Here is a 22,641-nt window from a genome sequence, read left to right on the forward strand (position 1 = left end):
GGACGCCGCAGGTACCGGCACGGTTCCGTACAAGTTCTACTCGGGCGTAACCCTACCTGAAACGCAACCGGCCACTTATCAGGGGCGCAGACCCCCATACCGGTAGGCTCCGGCGGTACCGGACGAGAGGGAGGGCCGAGATGGGGCGGTCGCAGACGGCGCACCGGGCGACCCTGGCGCGCTCGGTGCGGCTGCTCAGCGCGTTCCGCAAGGAGCAGGAGGACCCGGAGTTCTTCTACGGGCTGATGGCGCGCGACACCGTGGCCCAGCTGTCGGCCTACACCCGCCTGGAGGGCGCCACGGTCATCGACGTCGGCGCCGGGTCGGGGTTCTTCACCCGCGAGCTGACCCGGGCGGGGGCGCGCTGCGCGGGCGTCGATGTGGACGCCGGGGAGATCACCGCGCACGGCCCGCCGCGCGGCGACTGCGTGGTCGGCAGCGCGCTGCGGCTGCCGTTCCGCACCGGGGCGGCCGATGTGTGCTTCTCCTCCAACGTGCTGGAGCACGTCCCCGACCCGTGGCTGATGGCCGAGGAGATGGTGCGCGTCACCCGCCCGGGCGGCCTGATCTACCTGTCGTTCACCAACTGGCTGTCGCCGTGGGGCGGGCACGAGACCTCCCCCTGGCACTACCTGGGCGGGCACCGGGCCGCCCGCCGCTACGAGCGGCGCCACGGCCGTCCGCCCAAGAACCGCTACGGGGTCAGCCTGTACCCGGTGTCGGTCGGCGCCGCCCTGGCCTGGGCCGAGCGGTGCCGGGACGTGCGGGTGCTGGACGCGCTGCCGCGCTACCACCCCTGGTGGGCCAAGGGCGTGGTCCGCATCCCCGGCGTCCGCGAGATCGTGACGTGGAACCTGGTGCTGGTGCTGCGGAAGGCGGGCGCCCGGTGACGTGGCCCGCCGGACGGTTGGCCACACCGCAGATCTCCGGGCACCAGGGCACGCTGGACGGGGTCCGGGCGGTCGCGGCGCTGGCGGTGCTGGTCTTTCACATCGGGCTGAACGCCGGGCTGGTCGCCCGGAACGTCCCCGGCGGCTGGGTGGTCAACGGCGGCCAGTCCGGGGTGGCGATCTTCTTCGTGCTGTCGGGGCTGCTGCTGTACCGGCCGTGGGCGCACGCCGCGCTCGGCGGGCGCGACGCCCCCGACACCGGCGGTTACCTGCTGCGGCGGGCGCTGCGCATCCTGCCGGCGTACTGGCTGCTGGTCGTCGTGGTGATGGTGACGTCCTACCGGGACCGGCTGGGGGACGTGTGGGCGTGGCTGGGGACGCTCACGCTGACGCACATCTACGCCCCTCAGGACTGGTGGGGCAGCGCCCTGGGGCCCCGGGAGATGGGGCAGGCGTGGAGCCTGGCGGTCGAGGCGGCCTGGTATGTGGCGCTGCCGCCGACGGCCGCGCTGCTGGCCCGTGCCGCCCGCGGCGGCGCCGACCTGGCCGACCGGGCGCGCAGGCTGCTGCGCGCCGTGGGCGGGTACGCGCTGCTGTCGTTCGTCTTCACGGTCGCGATGCACGTGCCCGACTACCACCCGGCCATGGGGGTCTGGCCGCCGCGCTATGCCGCCTGGTTCGCCACGGGCATGGCGCTGGCGGTGCTGACGGTGTGGGCGAAGGAGGATCCGCGCGGCGCCGGCGCCCGGTTCTGCCGGACGGTGACCGGCTCGTGGGGGGCCTGCTGGCTGGCGGCGCTCAGCCTGCTGGTGATCTCCGCCTCCCCCATCACCGGGCCGCTGGACCTGAACACCATCCCCACCCTGTGGACGTCGCTGCTGCACATCGCGGTGTACGGGCTGTGCGCGGCGTTCTTCGTGGCCCCGGTGGCGCTGGCCCCGGCCGGTCACCCGGTGATGCAGGCGGTGCTGGGCAATGCGCTGATGCGCTGGCTGGGCCGCATCTCCTACGGGATCTTCCTGTGGCAGATGGCGATCATCCTGGGCTGGTACGACCTGACCGGGCGGCTGTTCAACGGCAACCTGCTGACCGACCTGCCGCTGCTGACGGCGGCCACGGTGCTGGCCGGGGCGGTCAGTTACCACGCCGTCGAGCACCCGGTCCAGCGGGCCTACCGGCGCCCCCGCCCGGCGGCGCGCCGCACGGCGCCGGGCAGAGCGGCCTCCGGCACCCGCTGACCGCCTCCCGGCACGTTGCCGGGACGAGAAAGCGGGTCTCGCCCCGGCAACGGTGCGCGGGTGCCTTCGCCGATGCGGGCGTGGCCTTCACCACGTGGCCTCGGGTTCTGGAAGCGCTGCGGCCGCTGACGCGATGCCCCAGATCACTGCGCCGCTTCCGCCGCCGGGAGCCCGCCCGGGGAGGCGGCGTGCGGCTCAGCGGCCGAGGACGCCGCCGAGGCGGGCGTTGCGGCCCTTGACGCCGAAGGTGCCGGCGCCGACGGCCCGCACCGACAGCACGGGCAGGAAGCCGGCCTTGCCGCGGCTCTTGAAGAAGGTGACGGCGCCGTCGCGGCCGTTCTCCCGCGGCGCGCCCACCACCAGGTCGGCGCGGCCGTCCTTGGTGTGGTCCAGCAGCGTCACCCCGAAGCCGAAGTTGTCGTTCTTCTCCGAGGCCCCGGGGACGCCCTTGGTGCTCTGGGAGACGGTCTGCGCCCCCTTGCCGGTGAGGCCGGACGCCGAGCCGAACAGCACATACGCCCGGCCCGCGTCCTTGCGGCCGGAGACCTCATCGAAGGGGGTGCCCACCGCCAGGTCCGCCTTGCCGTCCTTGTTGACGTCGCCGACGGCGATGGCGGTGCCGAAGCCGTCGCCGGAGGCGCCCGCGCCGGGGACGCCCGGGCTGTCCTGGTCGATGACGGTCCTGGTGGCGGAGTTCACCCCGCTCGCCGAGCCGGGGAAGACCGCCACCCGGCCGCCCTTGGCCGAGCTCTGGCCCACCGCGACGTCCTTGCGCCGGTCGCCGTTGAAGTCGCCCACCGCCAGCGATTTGACCTCGGTGAAGACCACCGAGACGGCATCGCCCAGGCGCCCGGCGGCGGTGCCCGGCAAGACCACGAACCCGCGCCGCTCGGCGGGGGCGGGCCAGTCGGCGTCATGCCAGGCGTAGACCACATCGTCATGGCCGTCGCCGGTCACATCCCCGGTGGCCAGCCAGGAGGCGTTCACATCGTCCGCCGACTGGGCCGCGACCCCGCCGCGCCGGCGGGGCAGCGCCTTGGCGCCGCCCGGCTCCATGGCGGCGCCCGGTCGCACGGCGGCGCCGGAGGCCGCCGCGGGCGGGCGGAAGTAGAACCACTTGAACATGCTGGTGCCCGGGACGGTGATGAACAGTTCCGGGGATCCGTCCTGCTGGATGTCGCCCACCGCCAGGGATTCGCCCCAGCGGTGGTTCCTGCCCGGGTCGCCGAACTCGGCGCTGGAGCCCGCCAGGGTGGTCAGGCCGGAGCGGGTGCCCCACAGGATCGTGACGGTGCCGGCGTTGGCGCCGGCGGCGGTGTCCTCCCCCGGCGCGCCGATCGCCAGGTCGGCATAGCCGTCCCGGTCGAAGTCGGCCGAGGCCAGCGAGTAGCCGAAATTGTCCCCGGCCTCGGCGGTGCCGGGGATTCCCTTGCTGTTTTGCGTGAAGACCTTCTTCTTCGCGGTGTTGAGGCCCTTGGCGGAACCGTAGATCACGCTGACGAAACCGGCGCCGGCCTTCTTGCCGACCTTGCCGTTCGGGCTGCCGATGGCCAGGTCCACGTAACCGTCGCCGTTGAAGTCATAGGGCTTGGCCGGAGCCGCCGCCGAGGCCGAGGGGGCGAAAGCGGACAGCACGGCCCCGCCCAGTGCGGCCGTCGTGGCCACCGCCACGAGGCGCGCGAACACACCAGATCGCAAAGAGGAACCTTCCTATCGATGCGCGACATCCCGTCGCCGCGCTGTACTACGGGGACGCCCGATGCGAAAGACCCGTTTACATGAAATTCACAACTTGGACAAACATCCCGTTTGTTTGCCAATGCGAAATTCAGCGATGAAAGGCGTCCTGTGCCGGCGCGGCCGCGCTAAGCGGCGGGCGGCCGCCAGCGCAGGTCGTCGCGGCGCGGCGGGTCGCTTCGCTCCGCCGCCGGGCCGGCGGGCGGCAGCCACAGGCCGACCACCAGCCGCGTCACGATGATCAACCCCAGCAGCTGGGGCACGGCGTCGCCGAGCGGGTCGGTGGGGGCGGCCGGGTTGCCGGTGGTGCGCAGCCAGTCCCCCAGCGCCCAGGAGGCGGCGCCCGCCACCATCAAGGCCGCGGCCGTCCAGGGAGACGCCAGGATCTGCGCGGCCCTGGTCCGGCCGGGCGCGGCCCAGGCGAACGCCGCGGCCATGGCCGCGCAGAGCGCCACGCCCACGATCCCGGCGACCCAGAAGCCCGCGGCCGCCGCGCACAGTCCCGCCGCCACGGCCGCCCCCCGGCGGACGACGGCCGTCCCCCGGCCCGCCGTCTCCGGGCGCCCGTTCGCACGTGCGGGTTCCCCGGGCTGAGCGCCCTTTCGAAGGCCGAAGCGGCGCCTGCGGCCCCCCGAGGCGGCGCCGGGCGAAGCGGCCCCCTGGCGGGAGACCGGGAGCACGGCGGCCAGCGCCAGCACGGCCAGCAAGACGACGCCGATCAGCACGGCGAGTTTGTGGGCGCGGTCCGGCTGGTACGTGAGGGTGATCGTGCCGGTGGTGCCCGCCGGGACGATCCAGCCCTGCTTCCAGCCGTCCAGCCGGACCGGCTGCAGCCGGGTGCCGCCGATCTCGGCCCGCCAGCCGGGGTTGAAGTTCTCGTTGACCGTCAGGAACGACTCCTCGGCGGCGTCCACCTCCACGACCCGGGTCTCGGAGTTCCACTGGCGGACCGTCACCGCCGAGGTGCCGCCGCGCCGGTCCAGCGAGCCGGTGTCGATCACCACCGTCTCGATCCGGTAAGGGCTCAGCGGGACGGACTCCAGCCGGTTGCCGCCGGCGACGATCGGCGCCCTGCGGCAGGCCTCGAAGCGCACCGGGCGCCCCTCCAGCAGGTCGCCCATGGTGGCGATCACCCGGGTGTCGATCAGGGTCCCGTTCACCCGCAGCCGCGGGCCCAGGCCGCAGCGCAGGTTCAGCTGCGTCCAGGTCACATCCGGCAGCGGCGCGACCCCGGGAACGGTGATGTCGGCGATCTGCAGGACCGGCTGCACCGACGCGCTGAAGGTCAAGGTCAGCGAGGAGGTCCGCAGCGGCGCGAAACTCAGCCTGCCGCGCTCGTCCACCAGCCCCTCGCGGGTCTGCCCCCCGTCGGCCCGCAGCGTGACCCGCAGCGGGCCGCGGGCGCCGGCGGGACGGGCCACGGTGATCCGGTCGAAGGTCACCGGGCGCTTCCAGCGCACCTTGTAGACCGGCTCGGTGTCGCCGGCCGCGGCGATCCACACCGTGCGCTCGTCGCCGTCGAAGGCCGACCGGGGCTGGGCCGCCGGATGGGGACGGCTGGAGCTGGCCGAGACCTGCGCCCTGGCGCCCAGGGAGGTGAAGCGGTTGACCGCGTCGTTGTCGATCAGGGTGGCGGTGCCGGTCAGCCGCCCCTTGGCGGCGGTCTGTGCGCCGAAGGCGCGGACGAAGCCGTTGCCCTCCTCGTCCTGCCGCTCCAGGGACGGGGTGCAGACCCAGTTGGCCGAGCCCTTCATGCATTCGGCGGCGCGGCCCGGCCCGCGCGCAAAGGCGTAAGAGGCCTCCTTGGCGCCGGTGGCCGGCAGCCGGAGGATCCGCTCGGCCCGCACCCCCTGCACGGTCAGCTCGGCGAGGCCGACGCGGGCGAACGCCGGGATGGCCGGCCGGGCGGCCAGCTCCAGGATGCGGATGCGCAGCCAGCGGGTCTGCCCCGGCGGCACCTGCAGGTCCTGGGCCTCGGAGACCATGCGCACCTGCTGGGCCAGCGAGCCGGTCTCGGTCTCCACGGCGATCCGGACGGGCGGCGGGCCGAGCAGGTCGGGGTTCTGCACGAACATGGCGGTGACGCGGCCGGGGGTGATCGCCCGCCCGAAGTCGACCTTGATCCACTGGTCGATCGGGCCGTCCCAGCCGCCGGTGGACCAGTAGGTGCTGGGGTCGCCGTCCAGCGCCGCATAGGGGTGGCGGCCCAGGTCGTGCTGCTGGGGGATGCCCTCGGTGTCGGAGGCCGAGGTCGAGGCGGTCACCGAGGCGATGCCGCGGTGGACGGCGGTGGTGGCGTACCGGCTCCAGCCCTCGTCCAGGATGTCGCCGGCCCGGTGCCGTTCGGCGGCGCTCAGCGTCTGGGAAGTGTGGTGCAGTTCGCCGAAGTTGCGGCGGACCAGCCGCAGCGAGTCGGTGACCACGGGCGTGCCGCCCAGCTCGGCGCCGTCGTCGTTGAGCAGCACCGGCCGGCCGTGCAGCACGTAGTTGTCGGCCAGGGTCAGCATCCCCTCCGGGGCGCCGTACAGGCGCATCGCATCGGCGGTGTCGGTGAGACTGACCACGTCGTCGGCGTTGTCGACCTCGTAGATCTCCAGCGCCGGGTACCGCTGGTCCAGCGAGCCGATCGCATCGGGGTTCTCCTGCCCGACCCGCTCGCCGAACTCGGCGACCTTGCGCAGCCCCGGTGAGCCGTCCAGCACCTGGTGCAGCCGGGCCGGCCAGCCGCCGCGCAGCACCTCCCGCTGCAGGTCGTTGCGGACCAGCAGGAAGCGGATGCCCATGCGGCCCAGGAACTCCGCCAGCCCCGGCGAGGGCCGGCCGGTGGTCACCCGCTGGTCGATGGCGTCCAGGGCGCGGGTGTAGCCGGGCGACCCGGCCGGGACGAGCTGGCGCACCCCCCAGCGCGCCGTCAGCAGCGGCTGCATGATGTCGTCCATGGGGCGGCCCCACAGGTACTCCCCGAACGGGGCACCCGGCAGGGCCAGCACCGCCTGCTCACCGGCCCGCCCGTTCAGCCAGGCCGCCGCCTGCCGCCAGTAGGCGGGCACCTGGGGGAAGTCGCCGGCCCCCGACAGGCCGTTGCTCAGCGCGGTCGCGGCGATGCCCGCCAGCGCCGCGTACGTGGCGACCAGGGTGTGCAGCCGGTGCCGGGCGCGGGGGATCGCCGACAGCAGGTGCGCCACGCCCAGCGCCAGCGGCAGCCGCACCACCCCGTCGAACTTGTGCAGGTTGCGCAGCGGCGCCAGCGGCCCGTCCAGCAGCTCGCGCAGCGGCCCGCCCAGCGGCCCTTCGAGGGCGCTCACATGCCCGGCGGTGATGATCACGATGCCGGCCAGCAGGCTGAGCAGCAGGAAGGTGCGCTCCGGCAGCCGGGAGCGCAGCAGCCCGGCCAGCCCGAGCGCGGCCACCGCTCCGGTGCACAGCACCGGCAGCGTCTCCAGCGACAGCGCGTTGCCCACCGGCGACCAGATCCGCCCGTCGACGACCAGGTAGTTGACCCACCGTTCGGCGCCGCGCAGCACGTTGATCAGCCCGGTGGGACCGGTGGTGGTCTCGGCCTTCTCGGTGTAGGTCAGCCAGGAGAACCCGTAGGTGCCGGTCAGCAGCAGCGGCACCAGCCACCAGGCGGTGGCCGCCGCGACCGCCGCCGACCACCAGGCCGCCAGCCGGAGGCGGGGGGTGCCGCGCGGCCGGGTCAGCAGGTACAGCGCCGGGACGGTGAGCACCGCGACGGTGGCGGCGGCGTTGATGCCGCCGCAGCAGGCCACCGCCAGCCCCGAGCGGGCCGCCCCGCCGATCAGGCTGCCCCCGGCCGCCGCGGTGACCAGCGGCAGCACGATCCACGGCAGCATGGCGTACGGCAGGTACTCGGAGGAGATCTGCCCCAGCACCGCCAGCCCGCCCGGGGCCAGCGCGTACACCAGGCCGCCGACCAGGCGGGTGAGCGGCCCGCCGATGCCCAGCTTGCGGGCCAGGCGCTCGGTGCCCAGGAACGCCAGGCACATCAGCAGCGCCAGCCACAGCCGCTGGGTGATCCAGGCGGGCACGGCCAGCAGGTCGCCGAGCGCATAGAACGGGCCCATCGGGAACAGGTAGCCGATGGCCTGGTTCTGCAGCTGGCCGAACTGCTCGGGGTCCCACAGGTGCAGGGCGCGACCCAAGAACCCCAGCGGGTTCACCGCCATGTCGATCTTGGTGTCGGCCAGGATGCGCCCCGGGCGGGTGGAGGTGGCCAGCACCGTCAGCGCCAGGCAGCAGGCCACCAGGCGCAGCCGCTCCCGCAGCCGGGTGTCGATCTCCCCTTCTCCCCCGGCCCTTCCCCGCCCGTTCGCATCGGGGGCGGCGCTCTCCCGGTCGGCGTCGGCCAGGCGGACGGCGACCGCGTCAACGCCGTTCCTGATGGCCTGCCCTAGCGCCACGCCGCCCTCGCCTCCCAGAGCGCCCCGCACGCACGGGGACCACGACAGCCGTTCCCGATCACGCAGGCGAGGCCGCCGGCCGGCCTCGCCTCGCAGGTGCGAGTCACCGTACACGCCCCCGGACGTGCTTCTGACAGCGCCGGATGAGGCGCCCGCCGGAGGCGAGCGGCGCGCCGGGCTCTCCCGGGCCCGGCGCCCCCGCCGGCCGCCGGGCCATCGCACGCCGGATCAGGACCATCCCTCCGGCAGGTCGGGCCGGGCGGCCGGCTCGCCCTGCACCGCGGACTTCAGCAGGGCGGCCATGTGGGCGGCGGTGCGGGACCAGTCGAAGACGGCGGCCCACCGCCGGCAGGACGCGGCGATCTCGGCGCGGCGCGCCGGGTCGGCCAGCTCCTTGAGGGCGCGTTCGACCGCGCCGGGCAGGTCGTCGTCGCAGGCGAGCCAGCCGGTGACGCCGTCGCGGACCGCGTCGCGCAGCCCCTCCACGTCGTAGGCGACGGTGGGGACGCCCAGCGAGGCGGCCTCGATCACCGACAGGCCCCACCCCTCGCCGCGGGAGGTGCTCAGGTGCAGGTCGGCGCCCGCCACCAGCGCGGCCTTGCGCCGCTCGGAGACGAAACCGTGCAAGATCACCGTCTCGGTGAGGCCGGCGGCGGCGACCCGCTCGGCCAGCGCCGCGCCCTGCGGGCCGTCCCCGATGATGTGGACGCGCAGGCCGGGGTGGCGTTCCCGCAGGTGCAGCGCCAGGTCGACCAGGCGTTCCAGCCGCTTGTGCGGCACGAGCCGGCTGACGCACACCAGCGCCGGGTCACCGAGGCCGCGCGCCGGCTCGGGCGGCCCCTCGGGGGGCATCGTCAGCCCGTTGGGGACCAGGTGGATCGGGCCGTCCCAGCGCAGCCGCTCCCGCATGGCGTGCCGGGTGGACGGCGAGACGGCCACGCAGGCATGCCGCCGGTAGGTCCGGCGCGCCACCGGCCCCTCCAGCAGCCGGCCCAGCCGGGCCAGCCAGGGCGGGAAGTACATGCCGAACTGTTCGGTGTGCACGTGGTGGACGACGCAGAACACCGGCACGCGCCGCGGCAGCACCCAGGGGGTGAAGAAGGGGATGCCGTTCTGGCAGTCCAGCACCGCGTCGAAGCGGCGGCGGTGCGCCAGCATCCACAGCAGGACCAGGGGGTAGACGGTGAAGCGGCCGCCCAGCCGGACGATCGGCACGCCCTCGGCCTCCTGCCGCCGCCGCTGGCCGGGGGCGCGGGCCGTCACATAGCGGACGTCCATGCCGGCGGCGGCCAGCCGGCGGGCGACCTCCCAGGCGTACCGTTCGGCCCCGCCCGCGGCCGGGTGCCAGGGGTCCCGCCAGTTGACGACCGCCACGCGCAGCGGGCGTGCCGGTCCCCGCGCCGTCATCCGGCGCCGGACCTCGAGGTCTCCGGCAGCGCCACCGCGATGGGAGCGGCCCGGTCGAGCGGCGTCTTGGCGGCCAGGCGGCGGATGCGGATCAGGTCGGCCAGCACGCCCGGCGAGTGGCGGAGCAACGAGAACGTGCTGCCGGGCACGTCCCGCCAGACCACCGGGATGTCGGTGATGGCGGCGCCGCGCCGCACGCAGTGCATCAGCAACTCCACGTCGAAGGAAAAACCGGTGGTGCGCAGCTCGGCCGCCGCCTGCCGGGCCAGCGGGCCGGAGAAGAACTTAAAGCCGCACTGGGTGTCGGGGATCCCTCCCGCCAGGTCGCGGATGGCCAGGTTGAAGGCGATCGCGCCGAGCCGCCGCAGCGGCTGCCCGTACCCTTGCACCACCGAGTCGGGGTGGCGCCGCGAGCCGACCACCACCGGGTGCCCGTCGGCCAGCAGCCGCAGCGCAGGCTCCAGCGCCGCCAGGTCGGTGGCCATGTCGGCGTCGCAAAAACCCACATAGGGCGCGGTGGTGGCCAGCAGCCCGGCCCGCACCGCCGCGCCCTTGCCCGGACGCGGGCAGCTCAGCAGCCGCACCGGGACCGATCCGCGCCAGGCCCGCACGATGTCGGCGGTGCCGTCGCTGCTGCCGTTGTCCACCACGATCACCTCGGCGGTCACCGGCAGTTCCCGCAGCCGCTCGCTCAGCAGCACCAGCCCGAGCGGCAGCCGCCGGGCCTCATTGCGCGCCGGCACCACGATCTGCAGCCGCAGACGCTCCGCGGCGCCCGGCTGGTCGGCAGGCCGGCCCATCACGGGCGCAAGATCACTTGGTGCCGTAGTTGTACAGCGGCTCGATGACCGGGTCCTGCTGCGAGGCGTTGGCCATCTGCACGATGCCGACGGAGGCGCCGGAGGCCAGCAGGACTCCGACAATGGCGGCGATCAGGATCCGCATCACGGGGCCTTTCTGCGGCGGTGTAGAGGGGTTGAGCGAGGGACCAGGGTAACGCCTGATACCGACAATGACCAGGCGATCAGTCCAATTGTGGCAATCCAGGCGGCCGAGGCCAAAGCAACGGGCGGTCCTTCGTCGGCGACGCGGCGGGGCCGGGGGATGCGCAGCAAAAGCAGGTCCCGGTCGCGCAGCACCACTTCCGCCCCGGCCAGCCGGGTGGGATGCCCGACGATCCCCGAAGGCCCGCGCCGGCCGGGCGGGGTGCCAGCGGCCGGGTCCCAGGAGGCGATCTCGGCGTCGACGGCCACGTAGCGGACGCCCTGCGCGCGCAGCGCCGCCACCAGCGGGCCGTCGCCGCCGATGGCGGCGTCCAGCCGGCGGGCGCGCGGGTCCTCGGTGGGGACGGTGATGTCACCGACCCGCACCGCGTCGTTGAAGATGACCCGGCGGGGCAGGTAACGGGGCAGCGGGTCGAGCACCCGGCGATGCCCGTTCCACGGGTAGGAGCGGTAGGCCGCCCACGGCAGCACCAGCACGTCACCGGGGACGGGGTCGGCCTGGAGGATCTGCCGGGCGCGCCTCCAGGAGTCCGGGTATTCCACCGCGCGCAGCCGTCCGGCCGCCCCGAAGGCCAGCGAGGGCAGCAGCGCCACCGGGGCCAGCGCCAGGCACCCGGCGGCGAGCACCGGCAGCCGTGGCGTGACCCGCTCCACCAGCAGGCCCAGCCCGAGCGCCACCAGCACGGCCAGCGGCGCCGTGTACTGCTGCCCGTCCCGCAGCACCGCGAACCCCGGCCACAGCCCGATCAGCCACCGCAGCAGGCCCGGCGCCAGCGCGCCCAGCGCCGCTATCACCAGCCCGGCCAGGGCGGCCGCGCCCAGTCCCGCGTATCCGCGGTCGCGGCCCTGCCGCCACCACCACGTCCCGAAGGCGGCCAGCGCACCGAGCACCACCGCCAGCCAGAGGGCGGCGGTGACCGGGTGGCCGTAGCCGGCCGGGACCGTCTCGGCGTTCCACACCCCGCCCAGCAGCAGCAGGCTGCCCACCACCCCGAAGGGGGTGTCGGCGCGGGCGGCGAACGCCTCCACCGCCATCGTGTCGGCCGGCACTCCGGACGGCCGCAGCCACCCGGTGACCAGCCACGGCAGGGACAATCCCAGCACCACGGCGCACGTGGCGGCCGCCGCGCGCAGCCGGTGCCGGCCCGCTGCGACCACCGCCACGATGAACGCCGTCAGCCCCGAGACCGCCAGCGCGGCGAACCCCCCGATCGCGGCGGGCAGTAGCGCCAGGACGAGCCGCCGCGCCCCGCCCGGCTCGGTGATCCGGGCGGCGCGCGCCACCACCCACGGCAGCGCCGCATACCCCAGCAGCAGCGCCCACTGGCCCAGCAGCAGCCGTTCGGCCACGAACGGGTTCCAGGCGTAGCAGACGCCCGCCGCCAGGCGGGGAAGCAGGCGCGGCGAGGGCACCAGCGCGGCCGCCGACACGCACGCCAGCACGAAGATCGCCAGCAGGATCAGCTTCTGCGCCCACTCACCGGGCAGCACCAGCCCCAGCACGGCTGCGAACACGTCGCTGGGCACATGGCGCGGGAGCGTGCCGGTGAGCCCGAAGGCCATGGGCGTGAAGCCCGGCTCGGGCACGAACACCATGTCATAGGACAGGACGAAACCGGGCGCGAGCGCCGGCCCCAGCGCCGACAGCCCGAGCCCCAGCCCGGTCAGGGCGGCCGGCAGGTGCCGCTTGCGTCCCGTCATCAGCGGCAGAGGCTACCGGACGCGGCGGACCAGGGCGTTTTCCGGTGTCGGCTGATAAATACCGGGCCGCCGTTCATCGGAGGCCACGCCATGACAAATGCCATAGCCGATCTATTATCTGTCTCACTGGGCCGCCCCAGGCCTCTTCACTACTGTCTCCGTCATGCGCATACCGACGATCTGCGGGGTCGCGGCGGCGACCGTCGCGCTCGCCGGTTGCTCAGCGGCCGACCTGGTCGACCCCGATCCCATCCCCGAGACGGCGCCCGTGCCGCACGCCCGGGACCAGCGGTTCGACCTGGACTACGCCTCGCAGTCGGCCGCCCAGCGGCTGGATTTGCACGTCCCGGCGGGCACCGCGCCCTCCCCGGTGGTGGTGTTCGTGCACGGCGGGGACTGGCGGGGCGGCGACAAGAGCGAGGCCGCCCGGCACGGGCGCGCCTATTTCCTGCGGGCCGGGTACGCGGTGGCCTCCATCAACTACCGGCAGGCCGCCGAGGCCCGCTGGCCGGCCGCCGTCCAGGACGCCAAGGCCGCGGTGCGGTGGCTGCGCGCCCACGCCGCCGACTACCACCTCGACCCGCAGCGGATCGCGGTGCTGGGCGTCTCCTCCGGCGGCTACCTGGCCGCCGCGGTCGGGTTGACCGGTGATCGGCAGACCGCCTTCGACGCCCCCGAGCTGGGCAACGCGCAGACCTCCAGCGCGGTGCAGGCGGCCGTGCTGTGGTCGGCCCCGGTGGACTTCGCCTCGCTGGACCGCCAGCTCAGGGCCGCCGGCTGCCCGCCGGCCACGCCGCCGCACGACGACCGGCGCTCGGCGGCCTCCCGCTGGCTGGGCGAGCCGGTCGGCGCGGGCGGCGCCAAGGCCCGCGCCGCCAACCTGCTCCGCCAGGCCCGGCAGCCCTCTGCCACGCCTTTCCTGCTGGTGCACGGGACGGCCGACTGCACCGTCCCGTCCGCCCAGTCCCAGACGCTGCACCGGATGCTGCGCCGCGCCGGCGGGACGAGCACCCTCACCTTGGTCAGGGGCATGGGCCACCTGGACACCAGGTACGCCAAGGCCCGCATCCGCGCCACGATCAATTTCCTGGACCGGACTTTGGGACGTCCCGCCCCGCAGCCGCACGGCTCGCAGGAACAGCCCGTCCAGCCGAAGGCCACCGGGACGACCCGCCAGCAGGCCACGGCGCCCTGAGCGCGGAGGGGCGGGCACCGCCGATGCGGGTGCCCGCTCCCTCCGCCCGGCCGCCGAGCGCCGCAACGGGCAGATCCTCCAGGCCGCCGCAGAGGCCGTGGCGCCGCTCCACAACGACGGCGGCGGCACCGCCGGGCTTTTTCCGTGCCCGGTGGTGCCGCCGTATCCGATCCGACGGGCGGCCGTCCGCCGCCGGCGCGCCTGAACCGGCGGCCGGGCCGCTAGGAGCGGTCGCGGACGGGCTCGGGGTCGCGGGGCAGCCCCAGGATCCGCTCACCGATCACGTTCAGGTTGACCTCGGTGGTGCCGCCGCCGATCGTCATCGCCCGCGAGGCCAGCATGTAGAAGGACCACCGGTGGCGCAGCTCGGCCTTGCGGCCGCCGTTGAGCATGCCGTCCTCGCCCAGCAGGGTGAAGCCGTACTCGGTGACGCGCTGGCCGTGCTCCATGGCCACCAGCTTGCGGACGTTGGCGGTCACGCCCGGGTCGGTGCCCGAGATCTGCTTGAGCGTGGCGCGCAGCCCCAGCAGCAGGTAGGTGTGCTCGTCGGCCACCAGGTCGCCCAGGTTGTCGCGCACCACCGGGTCGTCGGCCAGGCCCAGGTCGCCGATCAGGCTGACCAGCTTGCGGAGGCTGGCGCCGAGCTGGAAGGAGCCGGTCAGCCCGACCCGCTCGTTGGCCAGGGTGTTGCGGGCCACCTTCCAGCCCTGGTTCACCGGGCCGACCACCAGCTCGTCGGGCACGAACACCCCGTCCAGGAAGACCTCGTTGAAGACCGCCTCGCCGGTGCACTCGCGCAGCGGGCGGACCTCCAGGCCGGGGGACTTCATGTCCACCAGGAAGTAGGTGATGCCCTCGTGCTTGGGGGCGTCGGGGTCGGTGCGGGCCAGGCAGATGCCCCACTGGGCCTCGCGGGCCAGGGAGTTCCAGATCTTCTGGCCGGTCAGCTTCCAGCCGCCCTCGACCTTCTCGGCGCGGGTGGTCAGGGAGGCCAGGTCCGAGCCGGCGCCCGGCTCGCTGAACAGCTGGCACCACAGGATCTCCCCGCGCAGCGTCGGCGGCAGGAACCGCTGCTGCTGCTCGGGCGTGCCGTAGGCGACCAGCGACGGCACCACCCAGCCGGCGATCATCAGCGGGACCGGGCGCACCCCGGCGCGCTTGAGCTCCTGCTGGATGACGATCTGCTCCACCGGGCCGGCGTCCTTGCCCCACGGCTTGGGCAGGTGGGGGGTGACCCAGCCGCCCTCGGCCATGGCCGCCCGCTGGGTGAACGGGTCCATCTCGGCCAGCTCGGCGACCTCGGCGCGCACCTGCTCGCGCAACTGTTCGGCCTCCGGCGGCAGCTCGATGTCCATCGGGCGCCGCACGCCCGCCAGCGCCAGCCGTGCCGCCCGCTCCCGGTAGCGGGAGGGACGCCCGATCAGGGCGCGCAGGGTCATGGCGCGCCGGTAGTACAGGTGCGCGTCGTGTTCGAAGGTGTAGCCGATGCCGCCGTGCACCTGGATGTTGTCCTCGGCGCAGTCCACCGCCGCGTCGGCGACCAGCGCCCCGGCCACGGCGATCGCGTAGCCGCGCTGGTCGGGTTCTTCGCCGGCGTCGATGGCGCGGGCGGCGTCCCACACCGCGGCGCGGGCCCGCTCGGCGGCGATCAGCATCCGGGCGCACTTGTGCTTGATGCCCTGGAACTGGCCGATGGGACGGCCGAACTGCTCGCGGATCTTGGCGTAGCCGGCCGCCTCGTCCACCGCCCGGCCGGCCACCCCGCACGCCTCGGCGCCGAGCACGACCACCGCCAGATCGCCGAGGGCGCCCTGGAAGATGCGCTCGGCCGGGACGGTGACGTCGCTCACCTCCACCCGGGCCACCGGGCGGGTCAGGTCGAGCGCGTCCAGCGCGGTGATCTGGGCCGCCTCGGCGTCCACCACGGCCCACCGGTCCTCGCCCAGCGGCAGCACCAGCAGGTCCGCCTGGGTGGCGCACAGCACCGTCTCGGTCGCACCGCTGATCCGTGCGCCGCCGTCGCCGCCGGGGGCGGCGGTGAAGTCGCCGCGCAGCGCCACGGCGGCGGTGCGGGAGCCGTCGGCCAGCCCGGGCAGCAGCGCGGCCTTGGCCTCCTTGGACGCGTACGCGGCGATCGCCGCGGCGGCCAGCACCGTGGGGACGTACGGTCCGGGGGCCAGCGCGCGGCCCAGTTCCTCCAGCGCGACCGCCTGCTCGACCAGGCCGAAGCCCTGCCCCCCGTACTCTTCGGGCAGATGCAATCCCAGCAGGCCCTGGTCGGCCAGGGCCTGCCAGAACCGCGGCCGCCGCGGGTGCTCGGCGGACTCCACCGCCTCCCGCACCACCTGCGCGGTGATGTGCCGTTCCGCCAGGCCGCGCACGGATGCGGCCAGTGCCTCGTGTTCCTCGGTCAAACCGATGGCCATACCCACCCCTTCCTTGGATGAGCACAGCCTATTAGAACGGCATTCGGTACTAGAACGTCACTCGGTCGCCTTGGTGATCGGCTTGAGCCGGCTGAAGAACAGGTTGATGTCCGGCCACTGCGCGCGGTGGGTGTTGGGGACGCCGGCCAGCACCACCGCGGGCGCGCTCCGCCCGGTGTCGATGACCGCGACCGCCACGACCTCGCCGGTCGCCTTCACCCCCGGACGCTTGAACTTCAGGTACGAGCTGATCAGCCAGCCCCGGCGCCCTCCCACGTTCAGCGGCTGGGAGGCCAGCGCCCGTTCCTGGTGCGGGAAGTCGTAATACAGCTCGATCACATCCCGCAGCGCCTTGGCCGTCACCGTGCGCAGGCTGCGCGGACCGGTGTACTCGGCCGCCAGCGGCGACTGCAGCACCCCCGTCAGCAGCCTGGCGTGCCGGGCCTGCTCGCCCCGCTGCTCGGCCGCCACCGCCTGCTGGCCGGACCAGCCGGGCACGGCCAGGTCATTGCGGGCGGTGGGCACCCGCCACGGCGCACCCAGCCGCGGGTACGACAGCCCCGCGCGCCGGTCGTCCAGCATGCCGACCACGCGGGCCGGGCTCCCGGAAAAACGCGGCATGGCCTTGTTCGGCGGCAGCTTCACCTGCGGCTCGGTGGTGATCTGCGGGAGCGCGGAGGTCGGCGACTCCTTGACCGCCCGCGGCGGCGGCGCCGTCGCCGCCGCCGAGTCGCCGCGCCGCAGGAAGAAGTAGCCCCCCGCGCCGATCAGCACCACCACGACCAGCGCACCGGCCAGCAGCGCGATCCGGCGCGAACGCCCGGTCTCCTCGTCGAACCCCACATCGGCGCTGGTGCTCAGGCCCTCCTTGGCCCGCCGTTCCTCCTCGCGGATCCACTCGGGCATCTCCCAGCTGCCGCTGCTGGGCCGGCCCGGCTTGGGCGGGGTGCTCGGGCCCGACATCTCGACCGGCGCATACCCGGGCACGCCGCCTCCGCCATCGGCGGATCCGTCGAACAGCGAGCCCTCCCAGCCGGGACGCTCCGCGGACGTCTTGGCCGGCCCGTCGGCGGGCAGCGGCGCGACCCGCACATCCCCGGGCTCCTGGCCGGAAGTCCCCGGCGAAGGCTTGGCGGAGGAGGCCTCAAAGGACTCCTCCCGGGACTCGGCGAAAGCCCCCGGGCGCCGGGCGGCCTCCCCGGGCGCGGGCTCCTCCCGCTCCCAGGAGGGGCGCTCCCCGGTGGGCTCCCCCCAGGCGGCGGCAGGCGACCCGGCCGGCTCCGGGGCGGACGGCTCGCCGAAGGCGCCGCCTGGACCTGCGGTGGGACCGTCCGAAGACGCCCACGGCGACGAATCGCGGGAGCCGGCGAAGGCCGCGCCCGAAGGCTCTTCGAAGGCCCCGGCGCCGCCCGGATCGTCAAAGTCCCGGCCGGGAGAGTCGCCCTGCGGGCTCTTGGCGGCCGTGATCCAGAACCCGGCGGGGGCCTGGTCCGCGGACTCGGCCGCAGAGTCCTCGGGCGAGTCCGGCTCCTGCCGCGGCGGGGCGGGCGGCCTGGGCGGACGCTCGAACCAGGAGTTCACCGCGGGACGCTCGGCGGCCGTGCCACCGCCGGGCCGCTCGGCGGGCCGCCAGTCATCGTCGGGGTTCTCGTCGGGGGAAGGGCTCTCGGCTGGACCGGAGAGCCGGGCCTGCGCGGGCTCGGTGCGGTCCGGCGACCGGGACGCCTGGTCGGCGTCCGGCCGAGCGGACGCCGTGGCGCCCCGCTCACCGGACCGGTCGGTGCTGTCGATCTGCTGGATGGGGCCGGTGGGCTCGTCCGTCGCTGCGATCTCGTCGTTCATTTCGGTCCAGCGCGCTCCGCGCTCCCCCTGATCGGACATGCGGCACACGTTACGCGAAGATCACCATATGTGGCCGGAGCGGCAGTTACGCTCCGGCCACATCTTCTTATCGCCTCAATACTCACTCTGGGCACTCTTGTCATTGGCGGTCGTCGGCGGCCTTTCGGCCAGCCGCTCGCGGGCAAGCAGCGTACCGCCCGCCACCGCGCCGGGCATACCGATCACCGCACCCAGGGGGATCAGGAAGACGATCATCGTGGCGGTCCCGAAGCCCACCACCAGCAGCCGGCGGCTCCGCATCAGCGCGAACCGCTCGCGGCGGGCCAGACCACGCCGTTCCAGGGCGATCGCGGTCAGTTCCCCCGCCAGAAAGTACCCGGAGACACCGGCGGCCGCCACCGGCACCACGGTCTGCCCGGCCACCGGTATGAATCCCAGCGCGAAAAAGATCACGGCGAAGGCGACCGCGACCGCCCCCAGCGCCAGCGAGTCCCTCACCGCCCGGACGATCTGCTCGACCAGTGGCACCTGCGGCTCCGGCGGCGCCCCGCCCTGGGAGTCCTCCACCCGCTCGGCGAGCTTCTCATAGAACGGGCCTCCCACCAGCAGCGTCACCGCGGTGAACGTCAGCACCGCCAGCAGCGCCCCGACCCCGACGATCGCCGCCGCCGCGACCACCCGCACCGTGCGGCGCAACCCGCCGGACCACTCGTCGGCGAAGGGCGTCGCCCAGGCGGCCAGATCATCGGCCCGCACCGCCAGCCACACCAGCGCCGCCGCGTAAACCACCAGCACGATCAGCGCCGGGAGCAGCCCGAACAGCCACTGTTTCGGGCGCCGGGCCACCCACCCGAGCCCGCGCAGCAGGTAGCCCGCCCCGACGAGCAGGTCCCCGGCGCTCGATCCGTGCCGCCGCCCCGTATCCCTGGTGCCCGTTTCGTGCTGCTTGTTCACCGCAGCACTGTAGCCGTCCCTTTACCCGGGGCGGTTCAGGGCTTGCGGGCCACCCCGCAGTAGGTCTCCACCTCCGGAGGCTCCCCGAACGGGGTCTGCTCCGCCCGCCACCGGGAGGCCGAGACCACGCCGGGGGGAAGCAGCTCCAGGCCCTCGAAGAAGCGCGCGATCTGCTCGGGCGTGCGCGGGACGATGCACTCGCTTCCGCTCTCGCGGCACAGCCGCAGCGCCTCCTCCCGCTCCGGGCTCGGGGTGGCGTCGTTGAGCACCAGATAGCTGCCGGACGGCAGGCCGTCCACCAGCTCCCGCACGATCGCATACGCCTGCTCGTCGTCTTCGATGTGCTCCATGACGCCCAGCAGCATCAGCGCGACCGGCCGCCCAAAGTCCAGGATCCGCGCCGCGTGCTCCAAGATCGCCTTCGGCTCGCGCACATCGGCGTCCAGGTAGTCGACCACCCCCTGCGGCGTCCCGGCCAGCAGCGCCCTGGCATGGACCAGCACCAGGGGGTCGTTGTCCACGTACACCACCCGGGAGTCCGGCGCGATGCGCTGCACCACCTCGTGGGTGTTGTCCGCGGTGGGCAGTCCCGTGCCGATGTCCAGGTACTGGCGCACCCCGGCCTCTTCGGCCAGGTACCGCACCGCCCGGCGCAGGAACGCCCGCGAGTGCCGCGCCACGTCCACGATCGCCGGGAAGACCTTGACGATCTGGTCCCCCAGCTCCCGGTCGGCCAGGTAGTTGTCCTTGCCGCCCAGCCAGTAGTTCCACACCCGCGCCGTGTGCGGAACGGCGGTGTCGATGCCGGGGATCTCACCGGCCCCCATCGAATTCGTCGCGCCCTCGGTCATCAGATGCCTCCCACGCCGATCACATCCGACCGCCCCGACCAACGTAGGACTCCCGACTTCTCTAAAACAGCCCCTTTGCCTATTCCGGCCACCCCGCTCCCTCACCGGGGATCTCAGGCACGACAAAGGGCCGGTGCGCAAGGCGGCGAAGTCGCCTTGCGCACCGGCCCCAAGTCCGCGTGGAGGTGGCGGGAATCGAACCCGCGTCCTTCAGTGATGAGTCAGGGCTTCTCCGGGCGCAGCCTGCTCAGCGTTTTCTCAGCCCCGGTGCTCACGCAGGCAAGTCACCGACGGGCTCAGTCGCTGTGCGGTGTCCCCGCTCGCCCCGCGACCGGGCGAACGGGCTGAGTCTCCTCACGATGCCAGACACCGGGCCGGAGACACTCCCGGGCTGACAGAGTCGCTACTCGCTCAGGCGGCGAGAGCGAACTCGGACTGCTTCTTGTTGGCAGTTATTTTTCGCGGTCACAGGATTAACGAGGTTGCAACCGCAGCCCTCGGCCCGCTTCCCCTGGCTCGATCTACCGAAGTCGAAGCCAGTCACCCCCGTGTGCACTTGTCAAGAACCCCGGGCCCGCCACGGCGGGTCCGGTTCAAACCGTACCTCTACAACAGCGAGGATGCCAACGCTATTCCCGCCTGTGACCTGCCCGTCCGCCCGCACGAGGGCGAGGAGCCCTTTGCGCCATGTGGCCCTGGAGGGGGACGGGAGCCCAAGCGGTGTCCAAGGCCGCGGCGTCGCCGGTCACGGCACCGTCCCCGACCGCGCCGTCCCCGTCTCGACCTGCGGGAACGGCGTGTTGGAAAGGCTCAATGAAAAGCCCCGGTGGGCGGCGCTCTCAGCACGCCCACCGGGGCTGACCGGCAGGGTCGGGCCGGTCCGGACGGCAGAGCCTCCCCCGAGACGAGGCTCTGGTCTCATCACGGCGACTGAGTCCGCAACCCCCCAAGCGGTGTCTCAGTCACCCATAAAGACGAACGGAGGGGTCCGTTCGGTTGCGCCCACACGGTAAAAGGATAACAAAACGATAACAATGGGATCGGTCAGCCGGCGAGGAACCGGGCGGCCACGGAAGCGGCCGAGACCTTGCCCTCGATGGCGATGGCGAACGCGATGTCACCGCGGAACCCCACGAACCAGGAGACCGTCCGAGGCCGGCCGCCCTCCTGGTAGTCCACGGTGGCGACCACGCCGTGCACCGCCACGGGACCGGGAACCCGGGCGGCCCGGGCGGTCCCGGAGTGGACCGCGCGCTGCATCATCAGCTTCAGGTCGCCGGCCGGGACGGCGTCCAGCGGCTGAGGCTGGATGGTCTGGGCGTCCTGCGGGGAGCGCATCAGCAGCGGCGGGCGCCACAGACCGGCGTCGACCGCGGCGGCGGTCAGCGCCATGCCCAGCGGGCTGACCCGCACCGGGCCCTCGCCGATCGCGATGGCGGCCTTCTCGGCGTCGTTGGCGGGCATGGGCACATGCCCGGAGAAGGCCGGGACCGACAGCTGCCAGTCCTTGCCGAACCCGAACCGGGCGGCCTCCTGCACCAGGGTGGCCCCGTCGATGCGGGTGCTCAGCGAGGCCAGCGTGGTCGCGCACGAGAAACCGAAGTGGAACTGGAAGGTGTTGTCGGCGCGACCCCCGCCGGGGTTGGTGAACTGGCGGCCGCCGACCGTGGCGGTGGCCGGGCACTCGGTCTTGTCCTGCCCGCTCATGCCGCTCTTCAGCAGCGCCTCGGCGGTGACGATCCCGAACGTCAGCCCGGGCGGGTACTTGCCCTCCATGGCCTGGTTGCGGCCGCCGGTGCGGTGGTTGGCCACCGCCAGCACCTCGCCGTTGTTGGCGCGCACCACCGCCATCGACGCCGGCACCGGCAGCCGGGCCAGTGCGGCCTCGGCGCGGTCCTGCCAGCGGGAGTCCAACGAGACGCTGACCGGCTGCGGATCCCGGCCCCGCCACTCGGCCAGCACCTTCTGCTGCTCGCCGGTGGCGTCGACGGCCACCACCTTGACGGTGGGGGTCCCGGCCAGGTGCCGCTGGTGCAGGAACTGGATGCCGCTGACGCCGATGGTGTCGCCGGGCTGGTAGGGGGCGCCGACCCGCTGCAGCCGGTCGTCGGTGGCCGGGCCCAGGGTGCCGACCAGCTCGGCCGCCCGGGCCGGCTCGACCGGGGCGAGGATCGACTCCACATACAGGCCCGGGATCCGCCTCAGCCGCAAAATCAGATCGGCGTGCTCGGCACGGCTCAGCATGAGCAGCGGCAAGAAGGTCTCCGGCGGCGCCGAGCGCACCCGGCCCAGCAGCCGCTCGGCGTCCAGCCGGCGCCCGTCGGCGTCGGTCGCCGCCGCCACCAGCTGCCCGATGGTGCGCCTGGGGTCGCGCAGCCGGCCCGGGTACACGCCGATCACATCGGCCGGCACCTTGCGCAGCAGCGACCGGCCACGGCTGTCCTTCACATCGCCGCGCTGCTGAGTCTCGGTCACCACCGCCAGCCGCTGGCCCTCGCTGAGCTGCGGATGGATCAGCGACGGGCTCCAGACCACCCGCCACTTGCCGTCCACCCGCCGCAGGCGCATCTGGCCGGCGTAGCTGAACGGCTCGCCGTTCTCCCCCAGGTCGATGGTGACCGAGAAACGGGCCGTGGCCTCGTTCCCGTTGCGCACGATGACGTCGGAGGCCTCCCCGCCGGCGGACGACGACAGCCCCAGGCCCAGCTTCATGGAGGCCGCATCCAGCTGGTCGCGGACCTGGCTCAGCGCCCTGGCCACGAGCCTGGGATCGGCGCCCACCGTCCGTTCGGCGGCGGCCTTGTAATTGCCCACCTGCCAGGCGATCAGGAAGTCCCGGACGGCCGGCATCGCCGAGGCCTCGGCGTAGTCGATGAAGAAGGCGAAGGCGCTTCCCGCCAGCAGGGCTCCCCCGGCCGTCAGCGAGATCACTTTGCGGACACGGGCACGCCGCACTGCGCGCGGGTCCCTCTTCA

14 protein-coding genes and 1 other RNA gene are annotated in these 22,641 nt (G+C 73.9%); 3 read left to right on the forward strand and 12 right to left on the reverse strand.

What is annotated here, in order from left to right:
• Window positions 1-140: 140 nt before the first annotated feature.
• Both BUE48_RS19860 and BUE48_RS19865 read left to right on the forward strand, forming a co-directional pair.
• On the forward strand, window positions 141-890 hold the full coding sequence (locus tag BUE48_RS19860; protein ID WP_012854302.1) for a class I SAM-dependent methyltransferase: 750 nt from the start codon (window positions 141-143) through the stop codon (window positions 888-890).
• Window positions 887-2,128 carry an acyltransferase family protein gene (locus tag BUE48_RS19865; protein ID WP_286990714.1) on the forward strand — a complete coding sequence of 414 codons (1,242 nt, stop codon included), beginning with the start codon at window positions 887-889 and terminating at the stop codon, window positions 2,126-2,128. Before BUE48_RS19860 ends, BUE48_RS19865 begins: the two co-directional genes overlap by 4 nt.
• A 195-nt stretch (window positions 2,129-2,323) precedes the next feature.
• Here the strand turns inward: BUE48_RS19865 and BUE48_RS19870 are convergent, their stop codons facing one another.
• The 6 genes from BUE48_RS19870 to BUE48_RS19895 all read right to left on the reverse strand — a co-directional run bounded on the left by BUE48_RS19870 (window position 2,324) and on the right by BUE48_RS19895 (window position 12,398).
• Window positions 2,324-3,793, reverse strand: a complete 1,470-nt coding sequence (locus tag BUE48_RS19870) for an FG-GAP-like repeat-containing protein (protein WP_245536904.1) — start codon at window positions 3,791-3,793, stop codon at window positions 2,324-2,326.
• A 200-nt stretch (window positions 3,794-3,993) separates the two neighbouring features.
• Window positions 3,994-8,286 (reverse strand): alpha-(1->3)-arabinofuranosyltransferase domain-containing protein, encoded by a 4,293-nt coding sequence (locus BUE48_RS19875; protein ID WP_286990715.1) that lies wholly within the window; start codon window positions 8,284-8,286, stop codon window positions 3,994-3,996.
• A gap of 228 nt (window positions 8,287-8,514) precedes the next feature.
• Window positions 8,515-9,693: a glycosyltransferase family 4 protein gene (locus BUE48_RS19880; RefSeq protein WP_286990716.1), complete on the reverse strand. Its 1,179-nt coding sequence runs from the start codon at window positions 9,691-9,693 to the stop codon at window positions 8,515-8,517.
• Window positions 9,690-10,493, reverse strand: a complete 804-nt coding sequence (locus BUE48_RS19885) for a glycosyltransferase (protein WP_012854307.1) — start codon at window positions 10,491-10,493, stop codon at window positions 9,690-9,692. The genes BUE48_RS19880 and BUE48_RS19885 overlap by 4 nt, the downstream gene beginning before the upstream one ends.
• Before the next feature lie 13 nt (window positions 10,494-10,506).
• Window positions 10,507-10,641, reverse strand: a complete 135-nt coding sequence (locus BUE48_RS19890; protein WP_281055022.1) for a hypothetical protein — start codon at window positions 10,639-10,641, stop codon at window positions 10,507-10,509.
• Window positions 10,638-12,398: an MmpA family trehalose lipid delivery protein gene (locus BUE48_RS19895; protein WP_286990717.1), complete on the reverse strand. Its 1,761-nt coding sequence runs from the start codon at window positions 12,396-12,398 to the stop codon at window positions 10,638-10,640. The genes BUE48_RS19890 and BUE48_RS19895 overlap by 4 nt, the downstream gene beginning before the upstream one ends.
• Before the next feature lie 163 nt (window positions 12,399-12,561).
• Between BUE48_RS19895 and BUE48_RS19900 the strand changes: the two genes are divergently transcribed.
• Window positions 12,562-13,593, forward strand: coding sequence for an alpha/beta hydrolase (locus tag BUE48_RS19900; protein ID WP_286990718.1), 1,032 nt, complete (start codon window positions 12,562-12,564; stop codon window positions 13,591-13,593).
• Between the two features lie 221 nt (window positions 13,594-13,814).
• On the opposite strand, the gene BUE48_RS19905 is transcribed toward BUE48_RS19900, so the two are convergent.
• The 6 genes from BUE48_RS19905 to BUE48_RS19930 all read right to left on the reverse strand — a co-directional run bounded on the left by BUE48_RS19905 (window position 13,815) and on the right by BUE48_RS19930 (window position 22,621).
• Window positions 13,815-16,019, reverse strand: a complete 2,205-nt coding sequence (locus BUE48_RS19905) for an acyl-CoA dehydrogenase family protein (RefSeq protein ID WP_286990719.1) — start codon at window positions 16,017-16,019, stop codon at window positions 13,815-13,817.
• Window positions 16,020-16,076: 57 nt separating this feature from the next.
• Window positions 16,077-17,900, reverse strand: coding sequence for a hypothetical protein (locus BUE48_RS19910; RefSeq protein ID WP_148233065.1), 1,824 nt, complete (start codon window positions 17,898-17,900; stop codon window positions 16,077-16,079).
• Between the two features lie 75 nt (window positions 17,901-17,975).
• A complete protein-coding gene (locus BUE48_RS19915) occupies window positions 17,976-18,815 on the reverse strand; it encodes an EI24 domain-containing protein (RefSeq protein WP_286990720.1) in 840 nt (279 codons plus the stop codon).
• A gap of 35 nt (window positions 18,816-18,850) precedes the next feature.
• Entirely contained in the window at window positions 18,851-19,666 is an 816-nt protein-coding gene (locus BUE48_RS19920; protein ID WP_286990721.1) for an SAM-dependent methyltransferase, read from the reverse strand.
• A 177-nt stretch (window positions 19,667-19,843) separates the two neighbouring features.
• Window positions 19,844-20,214: a transfer-messenger RNA gene (ssrA, locus tag BUE48_RS19925) on the reverse strand.
• A 496-nt stretch (window positions 20,215-20,710) separates the two neighbouring features.
• Window positions 20,711-22,621, reverse strand: coding sequence for a penicillin-binding transpeptidase domain-containing protein (locus BUE48_RS19930; protein ID WP_245536905.1), 1,911 nt, complete (start codon window positions 22,619-22,621; stop codon window positions 20,711-20,713).
• Window positions 22,622-22,641 lie beyond the last annotated feature (20 nt).

This window comes from Thermomonospora sp. CIF 1 (assembly GCF_001896795.1).
GTDB classification, from domain to species: domain Bacteria; phylum Actinomycetota; class Actinomycetes; order Streptosporangiales; family Streptosporangiaceae; genus Thermomonospora; species Thermomonospora curvata.

Excerpts from the sequence above, each read along its gene's own strand:
- BUE48_RS19860 (WP_012854302.1), top strand. The coding sequence starts at position 141 with ATGGGGCGGTCGCAGACGGCGCACCGGGCGACCCTGGCGCGCTCGGTG.
- BUE48_RS19880 (WP_286990716.1), bottom strand. The coding sequence starts at position 9,693 with ATGACGGCGCGGGGACCGGCACGCCCGCTGCGCGTGGCGGTCGTCAAC.
- BUE48_RS19885 (WP_012854307.1), bottom strand. The coding sequence starts at position 10,493 with ATGGGCCGGCCTGCCGACCAGCCGGGCGCCGCGGAGCGTCTGCGGCTG.
- BUE48_RS19895 (WP_286990717.1), bottom strand. The coding sequence starts at position 12,398 with ATGACGGGACGCAAGCGGCACCTGCCGGCCGCCCTGACCGGGCTGGGG.
- BUE48_RS19900 (WP_286990718.1), top strand. The coding sequence starts at position 12,562 with ATGCGCATACCGACGATCTGCGGGGTCGCGGCGGCGACCGTCGCGCTC.
- BUE48_RS19905 (WP_286990719.1), bottom strand. The coding sequence starts at position 16,019 with ATGGCCATCGGTTTGACCGAGGAACACGAGGCACTGGCCGCATCCGTG.
- BUE48_RS19910 (WP_148233065.1), bottom strand. The coding sequence starts at position 17,900 with ATGTCCGATCAGGGGGAGCGCGGAGCGCGCTGGACCGAAATGAACGAC.
- BUE48_RS19920 (WP_286990721.1), bottom strand. The coding sequence starts at position 19,666 with ATGACCGAGGGCGCGACGAATTCGATGGGGGCCGGTGAGATCCCCGGC.